The sequence below is a fragment of the Blastomonas sp. SL216 genome (assembly GCA_026625625.1).
Taxonomy (GTDB): Bacteria; Pseudomonadota; Alphaproteobacteria; order Sphingomonadales; family Sphingomonadaceae; genus Blastomonas.
In genome coordinates, this window is record CP113055.1 from 2,114,889 (window position 1) to 2,135,920 (window position 21,032).

General features: G+C 64.7%; 20 protein-coding genes. 17 read left to right on the forward strand and 3 right to left on the reverse strand.

Annotation, left to right across the window (positions count from 1 at the left end):
* Positions 1-55: 55 nt before the first annotated feature.
* On the reverse strand, positions 56-367 hold the full coding sequence (locus OU999_09925; protein WAC22085.1) for an HPr-rel-A system PqqD family peptide chaperone: 312 nt from the start codon (positions 365-367) through the stop codon (positions 56-58).
* A 17-nt stretch (positions 368-384) separates the two neighbouring features.
* Positions 385-792, reverse strand: a complete 408-nt coding sequence (locus OU999_09930) for a hypothetical protein (protein WAC25402.1) — start codon at positions 790-792, stop codon at positions 385-387.
* 215 nt (positions 793-1,007) lie between these two features.
* On the opposite strand from OU999_09930, the gene OU999_09935 reads away from it, so the two are divergent.
* From OU999_09935 to OU999_09970, 8 genes are all read left to right on the forward strand, one after another.
* Positions 1,008-2,306 (forward strand): ATP-binding protein, encoded by a 1,299-nt coding sequence (locus OU999_09935; protein ID WAC22086.1) that lies wholly within the window; start codon positions 1,008-1,010, stop codon positions 2,304-2,306.
* Between the two features lie 201 nt (positions 2,307-2,507).
* Positions 2,508-3,560 (forward strand): substrate-binding domain-containing protein, encoded by a 1,053-nt coding sequence (locus OU999_09940; protein WAC22087.1) that lies wholly within the window; start codon positions 2,508-2,510, stop codon positions 3,558-3,560.
* An 8-nt stretch (positions 3,561-3,568) separates the two neighbouring features.
* Positions 3,569-4,945 carry a phosphate ABC transporter permease subunit PstC gene (gene pstC / locus OU999_09945; GenBank protein ID WAC22088.1) on the forward strand — a complete coding sequence of 459 codons (1,377 nt, stop codon included), beginning with the start codon at positions 3,569-3,571 and terminating at the stop codon, positions 4,943-4,945.
* Positions 4,938-6,233, forward strand: a complete 1,296-nt coding sequence (gene pstA, locus OU999_09950) for a phosphate ABC transporter permease PstA (GenBank protein ID WAC22089.1) — start codon at positions 4,938-4,940, stop codon at positions 6,231-6,233. The genes pstC and pstA overlap by 8 nt, the downstream gene beginning before the upstream one ends.
* Positions 6,234-6,241: 8 nt before the next feature.
* Positions 6,242-7,027 carry a phosphate ABC transporter ATP-binding protein PstB gene (gene pstB / locus OU999_09955; GenBank protein ID WAC22090.1) on the forward strand — a complete coding sequence of 262 codons (786 nt, stop codon included), beginning with the start codon at positions 6,242-6,244 and terminating at the stop codon, positions 7,025-7,027.
* An 89-nt stretch (positions 7,028-7,116) separates the two neighbouring features.
* Entirely contained in the window at positions 7,117-7,827 is a 711-nt protein-coding gene (phoU, locus tag OU999_09960; protein ID WAC22091.1) for a phosphate signaling complex protein PhoU, read from the forward strand.
* Positions 7,828-7,860: 33 nt separating this feature from the next.
* Positions 7,861-8,556 carry a phosphate regulon transcriptional regulator PhoB gene (gene phoB / locus OU999_09965; GenBank protein ID WAC22092.1) on the forward strand — a complete coding sequence of 232 codons (696 nt, stop codon included), beginning with the start codon at positions 7,861-7,863 and terminating at the stop codon, positions 8,554-8,556.
* 139 nt (positions 8,557-8,695) lie between these two features.
* Positions 8,696-9,592, forward strand: a complete 897-nt coding sequence (locus tag OU999_09970) for an SDR family oxidoreductase (protein WAC22093.1) — start codon at positions 8,696-8,698, stop codon at positions 9,590-9,592.
* A gap of 172 nt (positions 9,593-9,764) precedes the next feature.
* On the opposite strand, the gene serB is transcribed toward OU999_09970, so the two are convergent.
* Positions 9,765-10,649 (reverse strand): phosphoserine phosphatase SerB, encoded by an 885-nt coding sequence (gene serB, locus OU999_09975; protein WAC22094.1) that lies wholly within the window; start codon positions 10,647-10,649, stop codon positions 9,765-9,767.
* Here serB and miaA point away from each other — a divergent pair.
* From miaA to leuA, 9 genes are all read left to right on the forward strand, one after another.
* The gene (miaA, locus tag OU999_09980; GenBank protein ID WAC22095.1) at positions 10,636-11,601 is read left to right on the forward strand and encodes a tRNA (adenosine(37)-N6)-dimethylallyltransferase MiaA; all 966 of its coding nucleotides are present in this window, start codon (positions 10,636-10,638) and stop codon (positions 11,599-11,601) included. The two genes, serB and miaA, sit on opposite strands and share 14 nt — an antisense overlap.
* A gap of 223 nt (positions 11,602-11,824) precedes the next feature.
* Complete coding sequence (gene ilvB / locus OU999_09985) at positions 11,825-13,573, forward strand: biosynthetic-type acetolactate synthase large subunit (protein WAC22096.1); 1,749 nt, start codon at positions 11,825-11,827, stop codon at positions 13,571-13,573.
* Complete coding sequence (ilvN, locus tag OU999_09990; GenBank protein ID WAC22097.1) at positions 13,573-14,088, forward strand: acetolactate synthase small subunit; 516 nt, start codon at positions 13,573-13,575, stop codon at positions 14,086-14,088. The genes ilvB and ilvN overlap by 1 nt, the downstream gene beginning before the upstream one ends.
* Positions 14,089-14,235: 147 nt before the next feature.
* Positions 14,236-15,255 (forward strand): ketol-acid reductoisomerase, encoded by a 1,020-nt coding sequence (ilvC, locus tag OU999_09995; protein ID WAC22098.1) that lies wholly within the window; start codon positions 14,236-14,238, stop codon positions 15,253-15,255.
* Between the two features lie 70 nt (positions 15,256-15,325).
* Complete coding sequence (locus OU999_10000; protein WAC22099.1) at positions 15,326-16,402, forward strand: 8-amino-7-oxononanoate synthase; 1,077 nt, start codon at positions 15,326-15,328, stop codon at positions 16,400-16,402.
* A complete protein-coding gene (gene bioD / locus OU999_10005; protein WAC22100.1) occupies positions 16,399-17,016 on the forward strand; it encodes a dethiobiotin synthase in 618 nt (205 codons plus the stop codon). The genes OU999_10000 and bioD overlap by 4 nt, the downstream gene beginning before the upstream one ends.
* Positions 17,013-18,266, forward strand: a complete 1,254-nt coding sequence (locus OU999_10010; GenBank protein WAC22101.1) for an adenosylmethionine--8-amino-7-oxononanoate transaminase — start codon at positions 17,013-17,015, stop codon at positions 18,264-18,266. Before bioD ends, OU999_10010 begins: the two co-directional genes overlap by 4 nt.
* 86 nt (positions 18,267-18,352) lie before the next feature.
* Positions 18,353-18,976 carry a YceI family protein gene (locus OU999_10015; protein ID WAC22102.1) on the forward strand — a complete coding sequence of 208 codons (624 nt, stop codon included), beginning with the start codon at positions 18,353-18,355 and terminating at the stop codon, positions 18,974-18,976.
* A gap of 348 nt (positions 18,977-19,324) precedes the next feature.
* The gene (leuA, locus tag OU999_10020) at positions 19,325-20,989 is read left to right on the forward strand and encodes a 2-isopropylmalate synthase (protein WAC22103.1); all 1,665 of its coding nucleotides are present in this window, start codon (positions 19,325-19,327) and stop codon (positions 20,987-20,989) included.
* Positions 20,990-21,032 lie beyond the last annotated feature (43 nt).

A 21,032-nucleotide genomic window follows, 5' to 3' on the forward strand; every position in this document is an offset into this window, starting at 1 on the left:
ACAGGGGCTTAAGCGAGCAACCGATGCCGATTTGCATCGCGCTGATGCAAGCGTGTCACGCCTGCCGCCGCGACTCCACCAGCCCCAGCGCGGCGAGTTCGGCCAGCCGCTCGCCCAGCACCAGCTCGGGCAGCTCTGCCGGGTCGTCGCCCTGGATGTCGAAATGCTCGGCCATAAGTTCAAGAAGCTCACGCGGCGTCGCGAAACGGCCAGCGCCGATGGTGCCCAGCGCATCGAGCAAATCGGGCACGGGCTCTGCCAGCAGATGCGTGATGCCCGACGGCACGTGATAGATCGCCTCCAGCCCGCCCAGCCGCACGCGCTTGAGCGCAAGGTCGGGCAAGGCGGCGAAGGACAATTCGGCCATGAAATGGGTGCGCGCGCTCAGCGGCGCGGCATCTGCAGCGATGCGTAGCAGGTAAAGCCGCTCTGCCCGTTCTGCAGCTTGCGGATATAGTTGAGATAGGCCTGCGACTGTTCGCGCGTCGTGCCGGGCAGGTTACGGCCCTGCAGCGCCTGGCGCACCTCTTCTCCGGTGAAATCGCGCGGCGACGGCGGGAAGGCGCCGGGCGTATCGGGGGTTACCAGCTTGCCGGCCGGGTCGATGAACATGCCCTTGCCGCGCTCTGGCACGGGAATTTTGCAGTTGAGCACCGAGCCTGCCGTCTGCGCCAGCGCCGGGCGGATGCTGACCACCGCAGAGGTGGCGACCGCGCCGATCAGCAGCGTACGGCGCGCCGCGCTGGCGGGCGCGCTGGCTTCAGCCGATTCGGCGGGTTTCGGGCCATCCATCTTGCTGTCGTCTGCGTCCATCATCGTCCGTCCCAGGCGCGCGCAAGTGCGGCGCAAATATCCGTGGCCAAGACTAAAGACCCGTCAATTGGTCAAAGGCAAGGCATTTGATCGCCTGTCCTTCTGCGGGACAGCAGCGGACAATGCCGTGAATCTGCGCCTGCAGGCGATCATCGATAGCGCACCCCCATCAACGCTGGTATAGCGCGCAGCCGATGGGACAGGCCAGCGGAACGGGACTGAATGGCGGCCGCTTTCTCCTCGCGACGGCCTTGCTCGGCGCGGGAGTGGTGATCAGCCAGTTCGGCAGCAACGGCATTGAGCAGGCGATGATCTGCTTTGCCGCAGGCATTGTCGCGATCGTGACGATGGCCGACCTGTCCAGCCCGGCCAAGCACAACCCCCAGGCCGCCGCCCCCATTCGCGAGCCAGAGGTCAAGCCGATCAGCCAGCATCGCGATTTTACCAGTTTCATCGACGGGCTGGCCGATCCGGTGCTGGTGCTGACCGGCACCAATGTCCGCCGCGCCAACAGCGCCGCGCGCAAGCTGCTGGGCGAATATTGCGTGGGCGAGGATATCCGCCTGGTCATCCGCCACCCCGCCGCTGCCGATCTGCTGGCAGAAGGCACGCTGGCCAATGAGGGGCCGATCCAGCTGGTCGGCATCGGCAGCCGCGATCAGCGCTGGGAAATGCTGGTGCGCGACATGCCCGGTGGCGAGCGCATCCTGCACCTGTGGGATCGCTCGGGCGTCTACGCGGTCGAGCGGATGCGCACCGATTTCGTCGCCAATGCCAGCCACGAACTGCGCACGCCGCTGGCGTCGATCAAGGGCTTTATCGAGACGCTGGAGGACAAGGAGGCAGGCGACGATCCGGAAATCCGCGCGCGCTTCCTCAATGTCATGTTCCGCGAAGCCAACCGGATGCAGAAGCTGATCGACGACCTGATCTCGCTCTCGCGCATCGAGGCGGAGAAGTTCCGCGTGCCCGATACGCCGGTCGACCTTCCCGATCTGATGCGCGAGGTGCAATCGGTTCTGCGCCAGAGCCAACCCGAACGGGGTGCCGATATCGTGGTCGATGTCGGCCCGGAGCTGCCCCCCTTGCGCGGCGACCGCGCGCAGCTTTCGCAGCTTCTGCACAATCTGGTGTCGAACAGCATGAAATATGGCGAGGCAGGAACACCGGTGACCATGCGGCTGCGCGCCTCGCGCAACGCGGCGCTCGTCCGGCTGTCGGTCAGCGATTGCGGCGAAGGCATTGCGCCGGAACATCTGCCGCGGCTGACCGAACGCTTCTATCGCGTCGATTCGAGCCGCAGCCGCGCGATCGGAGGCACGGGCCTGGGCCTGTCGATCGTCAAGCACATCGTCGAGCGGCATCGCGGACGGCTGGAAATCGACAGCGAGGTGCAGAAAGGCACCACGATCACCATCACCCTGCCCGCCGATCCGCGCGGCCCGCAGGGCGATGCCGGCAGCCCTGCCAGCGAACCAGCACTGCCCGCCTGATCCAGCCTGCCGGGTTGTCCGGACAGGCTGTCACAAAACCGTCACGGCATTGTCATGTTCGGGCAACGGCCTCTGCCTAACGGCCTCAATCAAGGGGGCCGATCACGGGCATGAACAGCTGCATGCGATTCTGCCGTGTCCACTGCCGCCGCCATTCCGGCCGGACGTGCGGCTGCTGTTATTGCCCAGAGAGGGGTAGACGTGTTGATCAGGAAGCTCGCCTTTGCCTGCCTTCCGGCACTTTTGCTGGCCGGATGCAAGGACCCGGCGTCGACGAATGAGGGCAGCAGCCGCAGCGAGATTCGCATTGTCGGTTCGTCCACCGTCTTCCCCTTCGCCAAGAAGGTGGCGGAAGAGTTCGTCAATTTCGACCCCGAGCGGCGCTCGCCGATCCTCGAATCGACCGGGACCGGCGGCGGGGTTGAGCTGTTCTGCGCCGGTGTCGGCGCCAACACGCCCGATATCGTCAACGCCTCGCGCCGGATGAAGAGGAGCGAGTTCGAACGCTGCAAGGCCAATGGCGTCGATGGCGTGATCGAGATCGTCATCGGCTTTGACGGCATTGCGCTGGCGCAATCGACCAAGGGCCCCAGGCTGTCGCTGACGGTCGAGGAATTCTACACCGCGCTCGCTGCCCAGCCTTTCGGCAAGGGTCCCAACAAGGCGATGCGCTGGCCGGAGATCAACCCGGCGCTGCCCGACACCCGGATCAACATTTTCGGCCCGCCTGCAACCTCCGGCACGCGCGACGCGCTGGAAGAGATCATCATGGAAAAGGGCTGCAAGGCCGATCCGGCGGTCAAGGCATTGTCCGATACCGACAAGGACAAATTCGAGGAAATCTGCCATTCGGTCCGCACCGACCAGGCCTATACCGACACCGGCGAGAACGATAACCTGATCGTCCAGAAGCTGTCGACCAACCCCGATGCGGTCGGCATCTTCAGCTACAGCTATCTGGCCGACAATGCCGATACCGTGCGCGGCGTGCCGATCGGCGGGGTGGAGCCGAGCTACAAGACGATCGAGAACGGCGAATATCCGGGTGCGCGCACGCTCTACATCTATGTGAAGAAGAAGCATGTCGACGTGATCCCGGGCCTGCGCGAGTATGTCGCGGAGTTCCTGCGCGGCGGCGAGCATGAGGGCTATCTCACCCGCATCGGCCTGATCGCCGCGCCCGACAAGGTGCGCACACAGATGCAGGGCCGCATCCAATCGCTGACCGCGCTCGACGGCGCGGACCTGAAGTAAGCAGCGCCATGACCACAACCGCCATTTTCTTCCTGATCGCAGGGCTTGGCCTCATCACCTGGGTGTTCGCGCGTGCCCGCGCCGGACGCTTCATCCAGCAGGGCGCGGCCAGCGTGCATTCGCTGCCCAGCTATCATGGCTGGTACGCCGCGATGTGGGCGATCGTGCCTGCCATCCTGTTCGTGCTGGTCTGGAGCACCATCGCCCCTGCCCTGGGCAGCTATCAGGTCCTGGAAAGCCCGCTTGCCGCGCAGCTGCCGAACGACGCGTTCGAGCGTGCGGCCATCCTGTCCGAAGCGCGCGCGCTGTCGCACAATCCCGATCTCAAGGTGTTCAACGACGCTGCGACCCAGCTGGCGCCGCTTTATGCCGCCGCCGACCGCAAATATGCGCTGATCGGCGCGCTCGCCGCGTTCCTGCTGTGCTTTGCCGGCGGGGCCTATGCCTTCACCCGCATCCGCCCCGATTTTCGCGCGCGCACCCAGGTGGAGCGCACGGTGATGCTGGGCCTGCTGCTCGCCTCGCTGATCGCGATCCTGGCGACACTGGGCATCGTCGCGTCGCTGATCTTCGAGACGGTGCGCTTTTTCGGCATGGTCTCGCCGTTCGAATTCCTGTTCGGGCTGGATTGGAACCCGTCGGACAAGCTGGTCGATGGCCAGGCGACCGGGTTCGGCGCGGTGCCGCTGTTCTGGGGCACGGTGTTTATCGGTGCGATCATCGCCATGCTGGTCGCCATCCCGCTCGGGCTGATGAGCGCGGTCTACCTTACCCAATATGCCAGCAGCACGGTGCGCAAGTGGATGAAGCCGATCCTCGAGATCCTCGCCGGCGTTCCGACAGTGGTCTATGGCTATTTCGCCGCGCTGACCGTCGCACCCGCGCTGCGCAGCTTTGCCGTGGCGATCGGCATCACCGATGCCTCATCCGAATCCGCACTGGCTGCAGGCCTGGTGATGGGCGTGATGATCATCCCGTTCGTCTCCTCGATGGCCGATGACAGCATCGCCGCCGTGCCCGCCAGCATGCGCGACGGATCGCTGGCCATGGGTGCGACCAAGAGCGAGACGATCAAGCAGGTGCTAATCCCCGCAGCGCTGCCCGGCGTGGTCGGCGGCGTGCTGCTCGCGGTCAGCCGCGCGATCGGCGAGACGATGATCGTGGTGATGGCTGCAGGCCTGGCCGCGAACCTGACCGCCAATCCGTTCGCCAGTGTCACCACCGTGACCACCCAGATCGTGCAGCTGCTGACCGGCGATACCGATTTCGACAGCCCGATGACGCTGGCCGCCTTTGCGCTGGGCCTGACGCTGTTCGTGGTCACGCTGCTGCTCAACATCGTCGCGCTGCAGATCGTCAAGAGATACCGGGAAGCTTATGACTGAGGCCGCCATCATGTCCGCAACGCACCAGCCCCCCGCATCGTCGTCGCGCAAGACCGACTGGATGGGCGATGTGATGCAGAAGCGCATCGCGCGTCGCTATGCCGCCGAACGCCGGTTCAAGTTCATGGGCCTGGCCGCCGTCGCGCTGTCGTCGCTGTTCCTCGCCTTCCTGCTGGTCGTCATGATCGGCAACGGGGCCAAGGGCTTTATCAGCACCGAGGCGACGCTGACCGTCGATCTGCCCGCCGCCACCGGCAGCATCTCGCCCGACCAGCTGACCCAGCCGCGGCTGTCTGCGACCATGGCCTCGATCGACGTCCGCCGCATTTTCGACAATGCCGTGCAGGCCCAATATGGCGAGGATGGCGCGCGCTATTTCGCCAGCACCGCCTGGACCGCGCTGCGCGACCAGCTGGTCGAGAATCCCAATCTGGTGATGGGCAAGACCAGCTTCTGGCTGCCCACGTCCAGCGATATCGACCGCGCCGCCAAGGACCGCTCGACGCCCGAGGCAGAGGCCGATTATGCCATGCTGACCAAGGCAGGCGAGGTGCGCCAGAGCTTCAACTGGCAGTTCCTGACCGGATCCGACGGCACCGATCCGGCGCGCGTCGGCATCTGGGGTGCGCTGAAAGGCTCGCTCATCACGATGGTGGTGACGCTGTTCCTCGCCTTCCCGGTCGGCGTGCTGTCGGCAGTGTATCTTGAGGAATATGCCCCCAAGAACCGCTTCACCGATCTGATCGAGGTGTCGATCAACAACCTGGCGGCTGTCCCGTCGATCATCTTCGGCCTGCTGGGTCTGGCGGTGTTCCTGCAGTTCTTCTCGATGCCGCGCTCGGCAGCGCTGGTCGGCGGCCTGACGCTGGCGCTGATGACCATGCCGGTGATCGTGATCGCTGCCCGCAATGCCATCAAGGCGGTGCCGCCCTCGATCCGCGAGGCTGCGATGGGCGTGGGGGCCAGCCCGATCCAGGTGGTGTTCCACCATGTTCTGCCGCTCGCCATTCCCGGCATCATGACCGGAACGATCATCGGCATGGCGCGCGCGCTGGGCGAAACCGCGCCGCTGCTGATGATCGGCATGCGCGCCTTCACCACCACCCCGCCCGATGGCCTGACCGATCCGGCCACGGTGCTGCCGGTGCAGATCTTCCTGTGGTCGGACGAGGTCAATCGCGGCTTTGTGGAGAAGACCTCCGCCGCGATCATCGTTCTGCTCGTCTTCCTGCTCACCATGAATGCGATTGCCGTCTATCTGCGCAACCGCTTCGAAACGCGATGGTAACCCGATCCATGCTCGACAATATGGCCACCACCAGCACCAAGCCGAAGATGTCCGCGCGCGACGTCAAGGTGTTCTATGGCGAAAAGCAGGCGATCAAGGGCGTGTCGATCGATATCGACATGGACAATGTGGTCGCGTTCATCGGTCCTTCGGGCTGCGGCAAGTCGACCTTCCTGCGAACGCTGAACCGCATGAACGACACCATCCCCATCGCGCGGGTGGAAGGCGACATCACGCTGGACGGAGAGAATATCTATTCGAGCAGCATGGACGTGGTGCAGCTGCGCGCCCGCGTCGGCATGGTGTTCCAGAAGCCCAACCCCTTCCCCAAATCGATCTATGACAATGTCGCCTATGGCCCGCGCATCCATGGCCTGGCCCCCAACAAGGCGGAGCTCGACCAGATTGTCGAGAATTCGCTGGTGCGCGCAGGCCTGTGGAGCGAGGTGAAGGACCGGCTCGCCGATAGCGGCACCGCGCTTTCTGGCGGCCAGCAGCAGCGGCTGTGCATCGCCCGCGCCATCGCGGTCGATCCCGAGGTCATCCTGATGGACGAGCCCTGCTCGGCGCTCGACCCGATTGCCACCGCCAAGATCGAGGAACTGATCCACGAGCTGCGTGGCCGCTATGCCATCGTCATCGTCACGCACAACATGCAGCAGGCCGCGCGCGTCTCGCAAAAGACCGCGTTCTTCCACCTGGGAACAATGGTGGAATATGGCGACACTTCGGATATCTTCACCAACCCGCGCGAGGAACGGACGCGGGATTATATCACTGGCCGTTATGGCTGACGCACCACATGCTTAAGCGACGGGGCCTGGCACCACGGGGATAAGGGCAGCCCCGCCAGGCCCGGCATCGCGATGAACTGGAAAACTTGATGAACCATAGCCTCAACGAACACACTCTGAAGGCCTTTGACGGCGACCTGATCACTCTGCGCGGCCTCATCGCGGAGATCGGCGGGCGCGCGGAAAAGGCGGTGGAAGGCGCGATGGCGGCGCTGGCCAATAACGATCACGATCTCGCGCGCCAGGTGATCGAGGGCGACAAGCGCATCGATGCGCTGGAAGAGCAGATCGACCGCATGGTGATCCAGACCATCGCGCTGCGCGCGCCGATGGCCGATGATCTGCGCGAACTGGTCGCGGCGCTCAAGATCTCGGGCGTGGTCGAGCGCATCGGCGATTATGCCAAGAACATCGCCAAGCGCGTGCTGCTGATCGACCCTTCGCAACAGATCGATGCCGCGCGGCTGCTACCCGCCATGGCCGATGCGACGCGCCAGCTGGTCGACGATGCCTTTACCGCCTTTGCCAAGCGCGATGCGGACCTGGCAGTCGCGGTGTGCGCGCAGGACAAGACCGTTGACGATTTCTACAACAGCATCTTCCGCGCGCTGATCGCGCACATGATCGCCAATCCCGAACATGTCGGCGCGGGCACGCACCTGCTGTTCATCGCCAAGAATCTGGAGCGCATCGGCGACCACGCCACCAATGTCTCCGAAATGGTTTACTTCGCCGTCACGGGTCATTCGATGAACGAGCGCGAGCGCGGCGATGACGCGCTGGCGCCCGGCAGCGATTGATCCGGACGTTTTTTTGGAACGGAAAGCACGACGATGACCACCCCGCATCTGCTTCTGGTTGAGGACGACATGGCACTGGCCGAGCTGGTGTCCTGGCATTTCGACAAACAGGGCTTCCGCGTCAGCCAGACCGCCGATGGCGAGGAAGCGATGCTGATCGCGCGCGAGGAACGGCCCGATATCGTGCTGCTCGACTGGATGATCGAGAACCTGTCGGGCATCGAGGTCTGCCGCCGCCTGCGCCGCGACAACGATACCTCGAACATCCCGATCATCATGATGTCGGCGCGCGGCGAAGAGGAAGACCGCGTGCGCGGGCTCGACATCGGCGCCGACGATTATGTCACCAAGCCGTTTTCCCCGCGCGAACTGATCGCGCGGGTCAACGCGGTGCTGCGCCGCGTGCGCCCGGCGCTGGCAGGCGAGGCGCTGAGCTTTGCCGATATCGAGATGGATACCGTGGGCTACAAGGTGAAGCGCGCCGGGCAGACCATTCCGCTCGGCCCCACCGAATTCCGCCTGCTGCGCCATTTCCTCGAGCATCCCGGCTGGGTGTTCTCGCGCGAGCGGCTGCTCGACAGTGTCTGGGGGCATGACAGCGATATCGAGATTCGCACCGTCGATGTGCATATCCGCAGGCTTCGCAAGGCGCTCAACGCCAATGGCCAGCCCGATATCATCCGCACCGTGCGCTCTGCCGGATATGCGCTGGACAGCGAACTGGCCTGATCGCCGTAACGTCACCCGTGCTTTACGGGCGCGTAAAGGCAGACGGCATCAGCTTGGCGCTTGCCAAGCGCTTCAACATGGCTAAAACCCGCGCCATTCCGGGCGCGTTTGCCGCGCCATCAGCGAGAGGATGCTTGCCATGACCATCAGTTTCAAGGACCGCGTTGCCATCGTGACCGGCGCAGGCGGAGGCCTGGGCCGTGCCTATGCGCTTGACCTTGCCGCCCGCGGCGCGAAGGTCGTCGTCAACGATCTGGGTGGTGCCCGCGACGGCACCGGCACATCGGACGCCGCCGCTCAGGTGGTCGAAGAGATCAAGGCTGCTGGCGGCGAAGCCATGGCCAATGGCGGATCGGTCACCGAGTATGAGCAGATGGTCGAAATGGTCGCCAAGGCCAAGGAAGCCTGGGGCGGCGTGCACGTGCTCATCAACAATGCCGGCATCCTGCGCGACAAGAGCTTCGCCAAGATGGACCCGGCCGATTTCGATCTGGTGGTCAAGGTTCACCTGCTGGGCTCGGCCAACTGCACCAAGGCGGTGTGGGAAACGATGCGCGAGCAGAATTACGGCCGCATCCTGATGACCGCGTCGTCGACAGGCCTGTACGGCAATTTCGGCCAGGCCAATTATGGCGCGGCCAAGCTGGGCCTCGCCGGCCTCACCAAGACGCTGTACCTCGAAGGCGCGAAGAACAACATCAAGGTCAACACGCTGGCACCCGTTGCCGGCACGCGCATGACCGAAGACATCTTCCCGCCTGAAGCCTTCGCGCAGTTCAAGCCCGAGAATGTCGTGCCTGCTGCCATCTATCTGGTTTCGGAAGACGCACCGACCAACATGATCATCGGCGCAGGCGCAGGCGCGTTCCACGCAGCCTATGTCACGATGACCCAGGGCGCGGCCCTGCCCGAGGGCGAGCGTACCGCCGAAGGCGTGGCGCGCATCTTCGACAAGATCACCGACCGCACCGGCGAGACCGTTCCCCAGTCGGGCAGCGAACAGGCGATGACGATCATGCGCCTGCTGCAGGGCTGATCTTCGGTCCGATCCAAGGGCTCTGGACGAAAAGGTTATTTCGTCACCCCCGCGCAGGCGGGGGTCCCGCTTCTGATCGGGCTTGAGCTGCGGCAGCGGGATTCCTGCCTTCGCGGGAATGACGAAGAATAGGGGCGCAGCGAGCGATCGCCGCGCCCTTTTTCGTGAGCGCCTATTCGCTCCAATCGCCCCGCGCGATGCCCAGCGCGTGGAGCAGCGCGGTCCAGTCGCCATGCGCGATATGCGCGTCGGCGGCGGCGATCGCGGCGGGCTTGGCGTGATAGGCGACCCCCGTGCCCGCAGCTTTCAGCATCGGGATGTCGTTGGCGCCATCGCCCAGCGCGATGACCTGGCTCGCTTCCAGGCCCTGCCCCACCGCCTGTTCCATCAGGATCGTCGCCTTGCGCGCGGCATCGACGATCCCGCCTTCGAGCGCGCCGGTCATATGGCCGTGCTCGATCACCAGACGGTTGGCGAACACCGCATTGAAGCCCAGCTCCGCGCCGATCACGTCGGCAAAGGAATGAAACCCGCCCGACACCAGCACGCAATCCACCCCGCGCGAACGCAGCGTGCGCACCAGCGTGCGCGCGCCGGGCATCGGCTGGATGCGATGGCCCAGGCAATCACCGATGACATGCTCGCTCAGGCCCTTGAGCAGCGCCACGCGCTCGCGCAACGCCGCCTCGAAATCGAGCTCGCCCTGCATCGCGCGTTCGGTAATCTCGGCGACCTGCGGCTTGACCCCGGCATAATCGGCCAGTTCGTCGATGCACTCGTTGATGATCATCGTGCTGTCCATGTCGGACACCAGCAGCCGCGCGGCGCGGGCGGCCTCGTCCAGCACCAGCACATCGGCCTGGCGGCGATAGACGGCCAGCGCGGCATCGCCCGCCGCGCGATCTCCGGCAAAGTGCAGCTCGCCCACCAGCCCCGGCTCGATCCAGCGCACGGACCCTGGAACCAGCCCTGCCTGATGCAATCTGTCGGCGGCGGCGTTTAGCTCTCCCGCTGGCAAGGTTTCTGCTGCTATCAGCGTGGCGATGGGCACGAACATTTCCCCTGAGACCACCGGAGACATCCGCCCGGCGCTGGCGCTTATTGCCGGACCTACCGCCAGCGGCAAGAGCGGATTGGCGGTGCGCTATGCCCAGGGCCTGGCAAGGCGCGGGCAAGAGGCGGTTATCATCAATGCCGACAGCGCGCAGGTCTATGCCGATCTTTCGGTCCTTTCCGCCCGTCCGGACGCTGAAGAGATGGGCGAGATCGCGCATCGGCTATTCGGCACGTTCGATGGCGCCCATGCCTGTTCCGCTGCGGACTGGGCACAGCAGGCAAAGGCGGAGATTGCCGCAGCGCATGAAGCGGGCGCGCTGCCGATCCTGGTGGGTGGCACAGGCCTGTACCTGCGCACGCTGCTGGACGGGATTGCGCCGGTCCCGCCGATCGATCCGGATATTCGCGAAACGGTGCGCGCGCTTCCCGTCGCCGAGGCTTATGCGGCACTGCAGAGCGAGGACCCGGCGGCAGCAGCGCGGCTCAATGCCGCTGACACCACCCGCGTCGCCCGCGCGCTGGAGGTCGTGCGCTCGACCGGCAAGCCGCTGGGCGAGTGGCAGGCGCAAAAGCAGGGCGGTATAGGCGAGCACGTGACGCTGCACCCGTTGATCCTGCAGCCTCCGCGCGACTGGCTGCTGGAGCGGTGCGACCGAAGATTCGCGCAGATGCTGGATCGCGGCGCGGTTGCCGAGGTCGAGGCGCTGCTCACGCGCGGGCTGAACCCCGACCTGCCGGTGATGCGCGCGATCGGCGTGCCCGAAATCGCGCGCTGGCTGGGCGGTGCGATCGATCGCGATCAATGCCTGGCCGAAGGGCAGCTGGCGACGCGGCAATATGCCAAGCGGCAATATACCTGGTTCCGCAACCAGCCGCCGCCGGGCTGGAAACGGTATACGGAAGCATATTCCGATAGCATTGACATAGATTTTGATATTTTATTTCACATTTAGCTGTTGACACGGCATTTTGTGTCCCATAGAGCGGCCTCGTCAGGCGTTGCTGCCAGCGCCCATGTGACACGTCGCATATTCACCCTGCCCGGCGCGGCCAGTCTGCGCCGGGTGTTTTTTCGCCCCGGGCGAAGCATGCGACACCCCCGGCAGCATATGGTTTTGCAACATCGGTCCGCTTTGTCTAATCGGGCTCACATTCAATCGAGATAAGGCTTTCATCATGGCCGAATTGAGCGGCGCGCAGATATTGGTTGAAACGCTGGTCGAGCAGGGCGTCGAAGTGATTTTCGGCTATCCCGGCGGCGCGGTACTGCCGATTTACGACGCGATCTTCGGCCACCCGTCGCTGCGCCATATTCTCGTCCGCCACGAACAGGCCGCCGCGCATGCTGCAGAGGGCTATGCCCGCGCCACCGGCAAGCCGGGCGTCGTGCTCGTCACCTCGGGCCCCGGCGCGACCAATGCGGTCACCGGCATCACCGATGCGCTGATGGATTCGATCCCGATGGTCGTCATCACCGGCCAGGTCGCGACCACGCTGATCGGCACCGATGCGTTCCAGGAAGCCGACACCATCGGGATTACCCGCCACTGCACCAAGCACAATTATCTGGTGAAGGACCCCGCGCGGCTGGCCACGACCGTCCGCGAAGCCTTTCATATCGCCACGCAAGGCCGCCCCGGCCCGGTTCTGATCGACATTCCCAAGGACGTCCAGGTCGCCACTGCTGCCCATGACGCCGAAGCCCCTGCCCGGCCTAACCAGCGCTATGCGCCGGTCAAGCAGGGCACGGCCGACGATATCGCCACCGCCGCAAGGATGATCGCGGACGCCGAGTGTCCGGTCATCTATTCGGGTGGCGGCGTCATCAATTCGGGACCAGAGGCCAGCGCGCTGCTGCGCCGGTTGCAGGCGGTGACCGGTGCGCCCGTCACCTCGACGCTGATGGGCCTGGGCGCCTTCCCCTCCGAGCATCCCGATTGGCTGGGCATGCTGGGCATGCACGGCACCTATGAAGCGAACATGACGATGAACCGCGCGGATCTCATCATCTGCGTCGGCGCGCGCTTCGATGACCGCGTCACCGGCAGGCTCGACGCTTTTGCGCCCAATTCGAAGAAGATCCATATCGATATCGACCGTTCGTCCATCAACAAGACGGTGCGCGTGGACCTGGGCATCATCGGCGATTGCGGCACCGTGCTCCAGCAGATCATCGACCAGCTGGACGCCATCGGCCATATCCCGCGCGACCTCACCGAATGGAAGGCACGGATCACCGGCTGGCGCACCCGCGATTGCCTGGCCTATCCGGGCAACAAGAGCGAGATCATGCCGCAGCTGGCGATCGAGCGGCTCTATGCGCTGACCAAGGACAAGAGCCCGATCATCTCGACCGAGGTCGGCCAGCACCAGATGTGGGCCGCGCAATATTTCCGCTTTGAAGAGCCGAACAAATGGCTGACTTCCGGCGGCCTTGGCACGATGGGCTATGGCCTGCCCGCGGCGATCGGCGCGCAGCTGGGCCATCCGGACACGCTGTGCATCGACATTGCGGGCGAAGCCTCGATCCAGATGAACATCCAGGAACTGGGCACCGCCACGCAATACCGGCTGCCGGTCAAGATCTTCATCCTCAACAACGAATATATGGGCATGGTGCGCCAGTGGCAGCAGCTGACCTATGAAAGCCGCTATTCGGAAAGCTATTCCGACGCGCTGCCCGATTTCGTTGCCTTAGCGGAGGCCTATGGCTGGAAGGGCATCCGCATTTCGGATGAAAGCGAGCTCGACAGCGGCATCCAGGCGATGATCGATCATCCCGGCCCCGTGATGGTCGACTGCCGCGTCGCGAAACTCGCCAACTGCCTGCCGATGATCCCTTCGGGCGCGGCGCATACCGACATGATCCTCTACGGCGATGAAGTCGCCGGTACGATGGAAGACGAAGCGAAAGCCCTGGTCTGATGCATATCCAGCAAGCCGCGTCCGAGCGGCACGTCCTGACCGTCACGGTCGATAACGAGGCGGGCATCCTCGCCAAGATCGCGGGCATGTTCACCGCGCGCGGCTATAATATCGAAAGCCTGACGGTGGCCGATATCAGCGAGGACCATGCCACCAGCCGCATCACCATCGTGACGGTGAGCCCGCCTGCGGTGATCGACCAGATCATTGCCCAGCTGGACCGGCTGGTCGCCGTGCACCGGGTCGCCGACCTCACCGAGCTCGGGCCGCATGTCGAGCGCGAGCTGGCGCTGGTCAAGGTGGCCGGCACCGGCGAACATCGCATCGAGGCGCTGCGCCTCGCGGACATCTTCCGCGCGCGCCCGGTCGATACCAGCACCAACAGCTTCGTTTTCGAGATTTCCGGATCGGTCGAGAAGATCAACCAGTTCATCGCGCTGATGCGTGAGGTCGGGCTGGTCGAGGTCGCCCGTACCGGCGTGGTCGCCATGACCCGGGGGGCCGTGGCGGGCTGAATTGCCCCTCTCCCTGGAGGGGAGAGGGACAGGCGCGAAGCGCCAGGGAGAGGGACCCTCTCCAACCTCCACTAGGCAGGCAAGCTGCCAAGTTTCGGTATCCTCTCCCGTAAAGGGAGAGGAGATAAGACAGGGAATGAGAAGGTTATGCGCGTTTATTATGATTCCGATTGCGATCTGAAGCTGATTGCCGACAAGAAGATCGTCATCGTCGGCTATGGCAGCCAGGGCCATGCCCATGCGCAGAACCTGCGCGACAGCGGCGTCAAGGATGTCGCCATCGCGCTTCGCCCCGGCAGCGCCACCGCCGCCAAGGCCGAAGGCGCAGGCTTCAAGGTGCTCAGCAATGCCGATGCCGCCGCCTGGGCCGATATCGTCATGATCCTGGCACCCGACGAGCATCAGGCCGCGATCTATGCCGATGACTATCACGCGAACATGAAGCCCGGCGCGGCGCTCGCATTCGCGCATGGCCTCAACATCCATTTCGGCCTGATCGAGGCGCGCGAAGACCTCGACGTGATCATGATCGCACCCAAGGGCCCCGGCCACACCGTGCGCAGCGAATATGTCCGCGGCGGCGGCGTGCCCTGCCTGATCGCGGTGGAACGCGACGTTTCGGGCAACGCGCATGACATCGCCTTGGCTTATGCATCGGGCGTTGGCGGCGGCCGCAGCGGCATCATCGAAACCAACTTCCGTGAAGAGTGCGAAACCGATCTGTTCGGCGAGCAGGCGGTGCTGTGCGGCGGCCTGACCCACCTGATCCAGGCCGGGTTCGAGACGCTGACCGAAGCCGGTTACGCGCCCGAAATGGCCTATTTCGAGTGCCTGCACGAGGTGAAGCTGATCGTCGACCTGATGTACGAAGGCGGCATCGCCAACATGCGCTATTCGATCAGCAACACCGCCGAATATGGCGACATCACCACCGGTCCGCGCATCATCACTAGCGAGACCAAGGCCGAGATGAAGCGTGTTCTGGAGGACATCCAGCTGGGCCGTTTCGTCAAGAACTTCGTGCTCGACAACCGCGCCGGCCAGCCCGAGCTGAAGGCCGCGCGCAAGCTTGCCGCCGCGCACCCGATCGAAAAGACCGGCGCGCAGCTGCGTGCCATGATGCCGTGGATTGGCGCGAACAAGCTGGTCGACAAGGCGAAGAACTGACCCTTCGTTGACCACGCCCTTTTTCGAGGACCATGCAGCGCAGCTCGAATCCCTGAAAAGGGGTTCGAGATTGCGCGCGCTGGCGCCCCGCGTGGGCAAGGATTTCGCCTCGAACGACTATCTGGGGCTGGCCGGATCCACCCTGCTGCACGATGCCCTGCGCGAAGGCATGGCGCTGGGACTGCCGGCAGGATCGGGCGGATCGCGGTTGCTGCGCGGCAATCATGCGGCGCACGAGGCGCTGGAGGCCGATGCCGCCGCGCATTACGGCACGCAATCCGCCCTGTTCATGCCGACCGGCTTTGCCGCCAATGCCGCGATCTTCGCTACCCTGCCCCAGCGCGGCGACCTGGTGGTGCACGACGCGCTGATCCACGCATCCGCGCATGACGGCATGCGGCTGGGCCGCGCCGAGACGCGCGCTGCCGGGCACAATGATCCCCAGGCGTTCGAAGATGCCATCACCGCCTGGCGCGCTTCCGGCGGCACCGGCCGCGCGTGGATCGCGGTCGAAAGCCTGTACAGCATGGACGGCGACCGCGCGCCGCTGGCTGATCTGGCCAGCGTTGCCGCGCGGCATGACGCTGTGCTGATCGTTGACGAAGCGCACGCGACCGGGGTGTTCGGCACCGAGGGACGCGGACTTGCCGAGGCGCTGGCAGGCCAGCCGAACGTCATCACGCTGCATACCTGCGGCAAGGCGCTGGGCTGTGAAGGGGCGCTGGTCTGCGGCCCGAAAACCGTCACCGATTTTCTGGTGAACCGCGCGCGGCCGTTCATCTTCTCGACCGCGCCCTCGCCGCTGATCGCGCATATGGTGCGCAAGGCATTGGCGCTGGTCGCCGCGCATGACGACTGGCGCGACGACCTGTTCGCACGGGTGGCCGAGGCGCGCAGCCTGCTCGCCCCCCGGCTGGGTGCAGAACCCTCCGACACGCAGATCCTGCCGGTCATCATCGGCGAGGATGCCCGCACGATGCGCATTGCATCGGCGCTGCAGCGCCAGGGCTTCGACATTCGCGGCATCCGCCCGCCGACGGTGCCGCAGGGCACCGCACGGCTGCGCATTTCGATTACCCGCAACGTGACAAAGGGTGATATCGGCGCGCTCTCCGAATCACTCGACAGGATCATGATCCCCGCATGAAACCCCGCTTTGTTGTGACAGGCACCGACACCGGAATCGGCAAGTCGGTGTTCAGTGCTGCGCTGACCCAGGCGCTTTCCGCCCGTTACTGGAAGCCCGTGCAGTCGGGCATCGAGGACGAAACCGATACCCAGTTCGTCGAGCGCATGGCCCCCGGCTCCACCCTGCCCGAGGCATGGCGGCTGGTGACCCCGCTTTCCCCGCACCGTTCGGCCGAGATCGACGGCGTCGAGATCGACACCGCGGCGCTCAACCCTCCGCAGGTCGATGCGCCGCTGGTGATCGAAGGCGCAGGCGGCGCGCTGGTGCCGGTGACAAGGGCAGTGCTCTATGCCGATGTGTTCGCGCGCTGGCAGATCCCGGTGATCGTCTGCGCGCGCACCGCCTTGGGCACGATCAACCACAGCCTGATGACGATCGAAGTGCTGAAGGCGCGCGGCGTGCCGATCCATGGCATCGCGTTTATCGGTGAAGCCATGCCCGACAGCGAAGAGACCATCGCGCAAATCTCCGGTATCCGCCGCCTGGGAAGGCTGGACATGCTGCCCGAGATCACGCCCGACACCCTGCGCACCGCGTTTACCGCCGGGTTCGACCTCGCCGATTTCGCGTGAGGAGCTCTCCGGTCTGGCACCCCTTTACCCAGCACGGCCTGGGCGAAGACATCCCGCTGATCGCGCGCGGGCAAGGCGCGGTGCTGCATGGCGCCGATGGCCGGGAGTGGATCGATGCGATCTCGAGCTGGTGGGTGACCACGCACGGCCATGCCCATCCGCGCATCATGGCCGCAATCCGCGAGCAGGCGGACAGGCTCGACCAGATCATCTTCGCCGGATGGACGCACGAGCCTGCCGAAACGCTGGCGCGCGGGCTGGTCGAGATCATGCCCAAGGCGCTGACCCGCGTGTTCTTCAGCGATTCGGGCTCCACCGCGGTCGAGGTCGCGCTGAAAATGGCGCTCGGCTATTTCCACAACCGCAAGCAGCCGCGCCAGGGCATCGTCGTGATGGAGCACAGCTATCATGGCGACACCATCGGCGCGATGTCGGTGGGTGCACGCGGCGTGTTCAACCGGCCCTATGCGCCCTTGCTGTTCGATGTGACGAGCATCCCCTTCCCCGCTGCCGGTGCCGAGCAGGCGACGCTCGATGCGCTGGAGGCTGCGTGCCGTGCGGGCGCGGCGGCGTTCATCGTCGAGCCTTTGGTGCTCGGCGCAGGCGGCATGCTGTTCTATCCGCCCAGCGTGCTCGCCGAGATGGCAGCCATCTGCGCTGCCCATGATGTGCTGTTCATCGCCGACGAGGTCATGACCGGCTGGGGCCGCACCGGCACGATGCTGGCCTGCGAACAGGCAGGCGTGGTGCCCGACATCCTGTGCCTGTCCAAGGGGCTGACCGGGGGATCGGTGCCGCTCGCCGTGACCATGGCGCGCGAGGAGATTTTCATGGCGCATTGGTCGCAGGACCGCGCCGACTGCTTCTTCCATTCGAGCAGCTACACCGCCAATCCGATCGCCTGTGCCGCGGCGGTCGCCAATCTCGCCATCTGGCGCGACGAACCGGTCCAGGCGCGGATCGATGGCCTGGCCGCGATGCAGGCGACCGAACTCTTAGCGATGGCGACGCATCCCAAGGTCGCCAGCACCCGCCAATGCGGCACCATCGCCGCGTTCGATCTGCACGCCGATGCCAGCGGATACCTGTCCAACTGGGCAGTGCATCTGAACGCGCACGGCAAGGCCCATGGTGTCCTGATCCGACCGCTGGGCAATACCGTCTATGTGATGCCGCCCTATTGCATCACTGCAGAGCAGCTGGCCCATGTCTATGCCGTGGTGCAGGCCGGACTGGATCGCGAAACGTAAACGGTGCGTTGCATTTATGAGCAATTGACTTGCGGCGGCGTGGAACCCAGTTTCCCGGTTCCTACCCCCCTCCCAAGGAGTTCGTCATGCGCAAGACTCTCGCTATTCTCGCTCTCGTCGCCGCCACGCCGCTGATCGGCCAGGGCATGCAGCTGCCCGGCCAGAAGGACGCTGCCCGCGTCACCGCCGGCACCTACAAGACCGACCCCGGTCACTCGCTGATCGGTTGGGAAGTCAACCATTTCGGCTTCAACGACTATTTCGGCATTTTCGGTGATGTCGCCGGCACGCTGACCATCGATCCGGCCAATCCCAATGCCGCCAAGGTCGATGTGACCATTCCGGTGGCCAAGGTGACCACCGCGAGCGCGGGCCTCACCAGCCATCTGCTGCGCGCCGGCAAGGATGGCGGCAAGCCCGACTTCTTCGGCCCCGCTCCGGCAGACGCCCGCTTCGTCTCGACCAAGGTCGTGGCCAGCGGCATGACCGCCAAGATCACCGGCAACCTGACGCTGAACGGCGTGACCAAGGAAGTGACCCTGGACGCAGAGTTCACCGGCGCGGGCGCCAACCCCTTCAACAAGAAGGAAACCATCGGCTTTGAAGCCGATACCACCATCAAGCGCAGCGATTTCGGCATCGCCTATGGCCTGCCGGTGGTGAGCGACGAGGTCGAACTCGACATCAGCGTGGCGTTCGAAAAGCAGTAAGCGGCATTTCCCCTCCCCGGCATTGTGTCGGGGAGGGTTTTGCACCGAACCGACCCCGCTCAGCCTGAGCGGACGTGGATATTCTCCGTCGCACATTTGCCGTCATCCATTTTTTTGTTGCGCATTTCCGCCCGTTCACGCAATGACGCTTCCATCATGACCGGATCGGCCCTCCTTCTTGGACTGCGACTTACACGCCCTTAGGCGTGTACCGACCGTGTGCGCCGATGCGGCGCGCCACGCCTAAGGGCTTTTTCACCTGCCAGCACCCCAAGCGCCCATCACCGGTTGCGCTGATCGCTGGCCACCCTTATCGCATCTTCAAATAATCAAAGGCGCCTTTCAGCCATGCCGATGCTCACCGATCCTTCGCAAAAATACCGACCGTTTCCGCGCGTCGACCTGCCGAACCGCACCTGGCCCGATGCGGTCATCACCGCGCCGCCACGCTGGCTTTCCACCGACATGCGCGACGGCAACCAGGCGCTGATCGATCCGATGGACGGCGCGAAGAAACAGCGGTTCTTCGACCTGCTGGTCAAGATCGGCCTCAAGGAGATCGAGGTCGGCTTTCCCTCGGCGGGCGAAACCGAATTCAACTTCATTCGCGGGCTGGTCAATGGCGGCAAGATCCCCAAGGACGTGACCGTGCAGGTGCTCACCCAGTCGCGCCGCGACCTGATCGAGCGCAGCTTCGAGAGCCTGGCCGGGGTTCACCGTGCGATCGTCCACCTGTACAACGCCGTCTCGCCCGCCTGGCGCGAGATCGTGTTCGGGCTGGACCGCGCCGGCGTGAAGGCGATCGCGGTCGAGGGCGCGAACATCCTCAAGGAACAGGCGGCAAAGTACCCCGAGACCGACTGGCATTTCGAATATTCGCCGGAAACCTTCTCCACTGCAGAGCTCGATTTCAGCCTGGAGGTGTGCGAGGCGGTGATGGAGGTGCTGCAGCCGACCCCGGACAAGCCGCTGATCCTCAATCTGCCCGCGACGGTCGAGGCTGCCGGGCCGCATATCTATGCCGACCAGATCGAATGGATGTGCCGCCATATCAGCAAGCGCGATTGCGTGGTCATCAGCCTGCATCCGCACAACGATCGCGGATCGGGCATCGCTGCGGCCGAACTCGGCCTGATGGCGGGCGCGGACCGGATCGAGGGCTGTCTGTTCGGCAATGGCGAACGCACCGGCAATGTCGATCTCGTGGCTCTGGGCCTCAATATGTACACGCAAGGCATGCACCCCGGGCTCGACTTTTCGGACATGGACGAGATCGTCAAGACGGTCGAATATTGCAACCAGCTGAAAGTGCCCGAGCGGCACCCTTATGCGGGCGAGCTTGTGTTCACCGCGTTTTCCGGCAGCCATCAGGACGCGATCAAGAAGGGCTTTGCCGCACAGGAAAAGCGCAACGACCAGATCTGGACCGTGCCTTACCTTCCGCTCGACCCGGCGGATATCGGACGCAGCTACGAAGCGGTGATCCGCGTCAATTCGCAGTCGGGCAAAGGCGGCGTTGCCTGGGTGCTCGAACAGGACCAGGGGCTCAAACTGCCCAAGCGCCTGCAGGCTGATTTCAGCAAGACCGTGCAGGCGCTGGCCGATGCCAGGAGCATGGAGCTGTCCTCGTCCGATATCTGGCAGGCCTTCCAGACGCGCTATCGGCTGGATGGCGAAGGCAAATACCGGCTGGTCGATTATGAAGAGCGCAAGGCGGGTGCCGACCGGCTGTTCGTCGGGCGCATCCTGGCAGACGGCAAGGAAATCCCGGTGAGCGGGCGCGGCAACGGCCTGATTTCGGGCGTCGTCGACGCGCTGTCCTCGGCGCTCGGCATCGCCATCGACATTGCCGATTATCGCGAGCATGCGATCGGATCGGGCTCCAAGGCGCGCGCGGCGGCCTATGTCGAATGCGCGATCGACGGCCGTTCGCCCTGCTTTGGCGTCGGCGTGGACGAGGACGTCGCCACCGCCTCGATCAAGGCCGTGCTGAGCGCGCTGGAAGAAATCTGAGGAACTTCAAATCCTCCCCCAGCTCGCCTGGGGGAGGGGGACC

Bases quoted from the DNA above. Each gene is read 5' to 3' on its own strand.
- OU999_09925 (WAC22085.1), bottom strand. From the start codon at position 367: ATGGCCGAATTGTCCTTCGCCGCCTTGCCCGACCTTGCGCTCAAGCGC.
- OU999_09930 (WAC25402.1), bottom strand. From the start codon at position 792: ATGGATGGCCCGAAACCCGCCGAATCGGCTGAAGCCAGCGCGCCCGCC.
- OU999_09935 (WAC22086.1), top strand. From the start codon at position 1,008: ATGGGACAGGCCAGCGGAACGGGACTGAATGGCGGCCGCTTTCTCCTC.
- pstC (WAC22088.1), top strand. From the start codon at position 3,569: ATGACCACAACCGCCATTTTCTTCCTGATCGCAGGGCTTGGCCTCATC.
- pstA (WAC22089.1), top strand. From the start codon at position 4,938: ATGACTGAGGCCGCCATCATGTCCGCAACGCACCAGCCCCCCGCATCG.
- pstB (WAC22090.1), top strand. From the start codon at position 6,242: ATGCTCGACAATATGGCCACCACCAGCACCAAGCCGAAGATGTCCGCG.
- phoU (WAC22091.1), top strand. From the start codon at position 7,117: ATGAACCATAGCCTCAACGAACACACTCTGAAGGCCTTTGACGGCGAC.
- phoB (WAC22092.1), top strand. From the start codon at position 7,861: ATGACCACCCCGCATCTGCTTCTGGTTGAGGACGACATGGCACTGGCC.
- OU999_09970 (WAC22093.1), top strand. From the start codon at position 8,696: ATGACCATCAGTTTCAAGGACCGCGTTGCCATCGTGACCGGCGCAGGC.
- miaA (WAC22095.1), top strand. From the start codon at position 10,636: ATGGGCACGAACATTTCCCCTGAGACCACCGGAGACATCCGCCCGGCG.
- serB (WAC22094.1), bottom strand. From the start codon at position 10,649: ATGTTCGTGCCCATCGCCACGCTGATAGCAGCAGAAACCTTGCCAGCG.
- ilvB (WAC22096.1), top strand. From the start codon at position 11,825: ATGGCCGAATTGAGCGGCGCGCAGATATTGGTTGAAACGCTGGTCGAG.
- ilvN (WAC22097.1), top strand. From the start codon at position 13,573: ATGCATATCCAGCAAGCCGCGTCCGAGCGGCACGTCCTGACCGTCACG.
- ilvC (WAC22098.1), top strand. From the start codon at position 14,236: ATGCGCGTTTATTATGATTCCGATTGCGATCTGAAGCTGATTGCCGAC.
- bioD (WAC22100.1), top strand. From the start codon at position 16,399: ATGAAACCCCGCTTTGTTGTGACAGGCACCGACACCGGAATCGGCAAG.
- OU999_10015 (WAC22102.1), top strand. From the start codon at position 18,353: ATGCGCAAGACTCTCGCTATTCTCGCTCTCGTCGCCGCCACGCCGCTG.
- leuA (WAC22103.1), top strand. From the start codon at position 19,325: ATGCCGATGCTCACCGATCCTTCGCAAAAATACCGACCGTTTCCGCGC.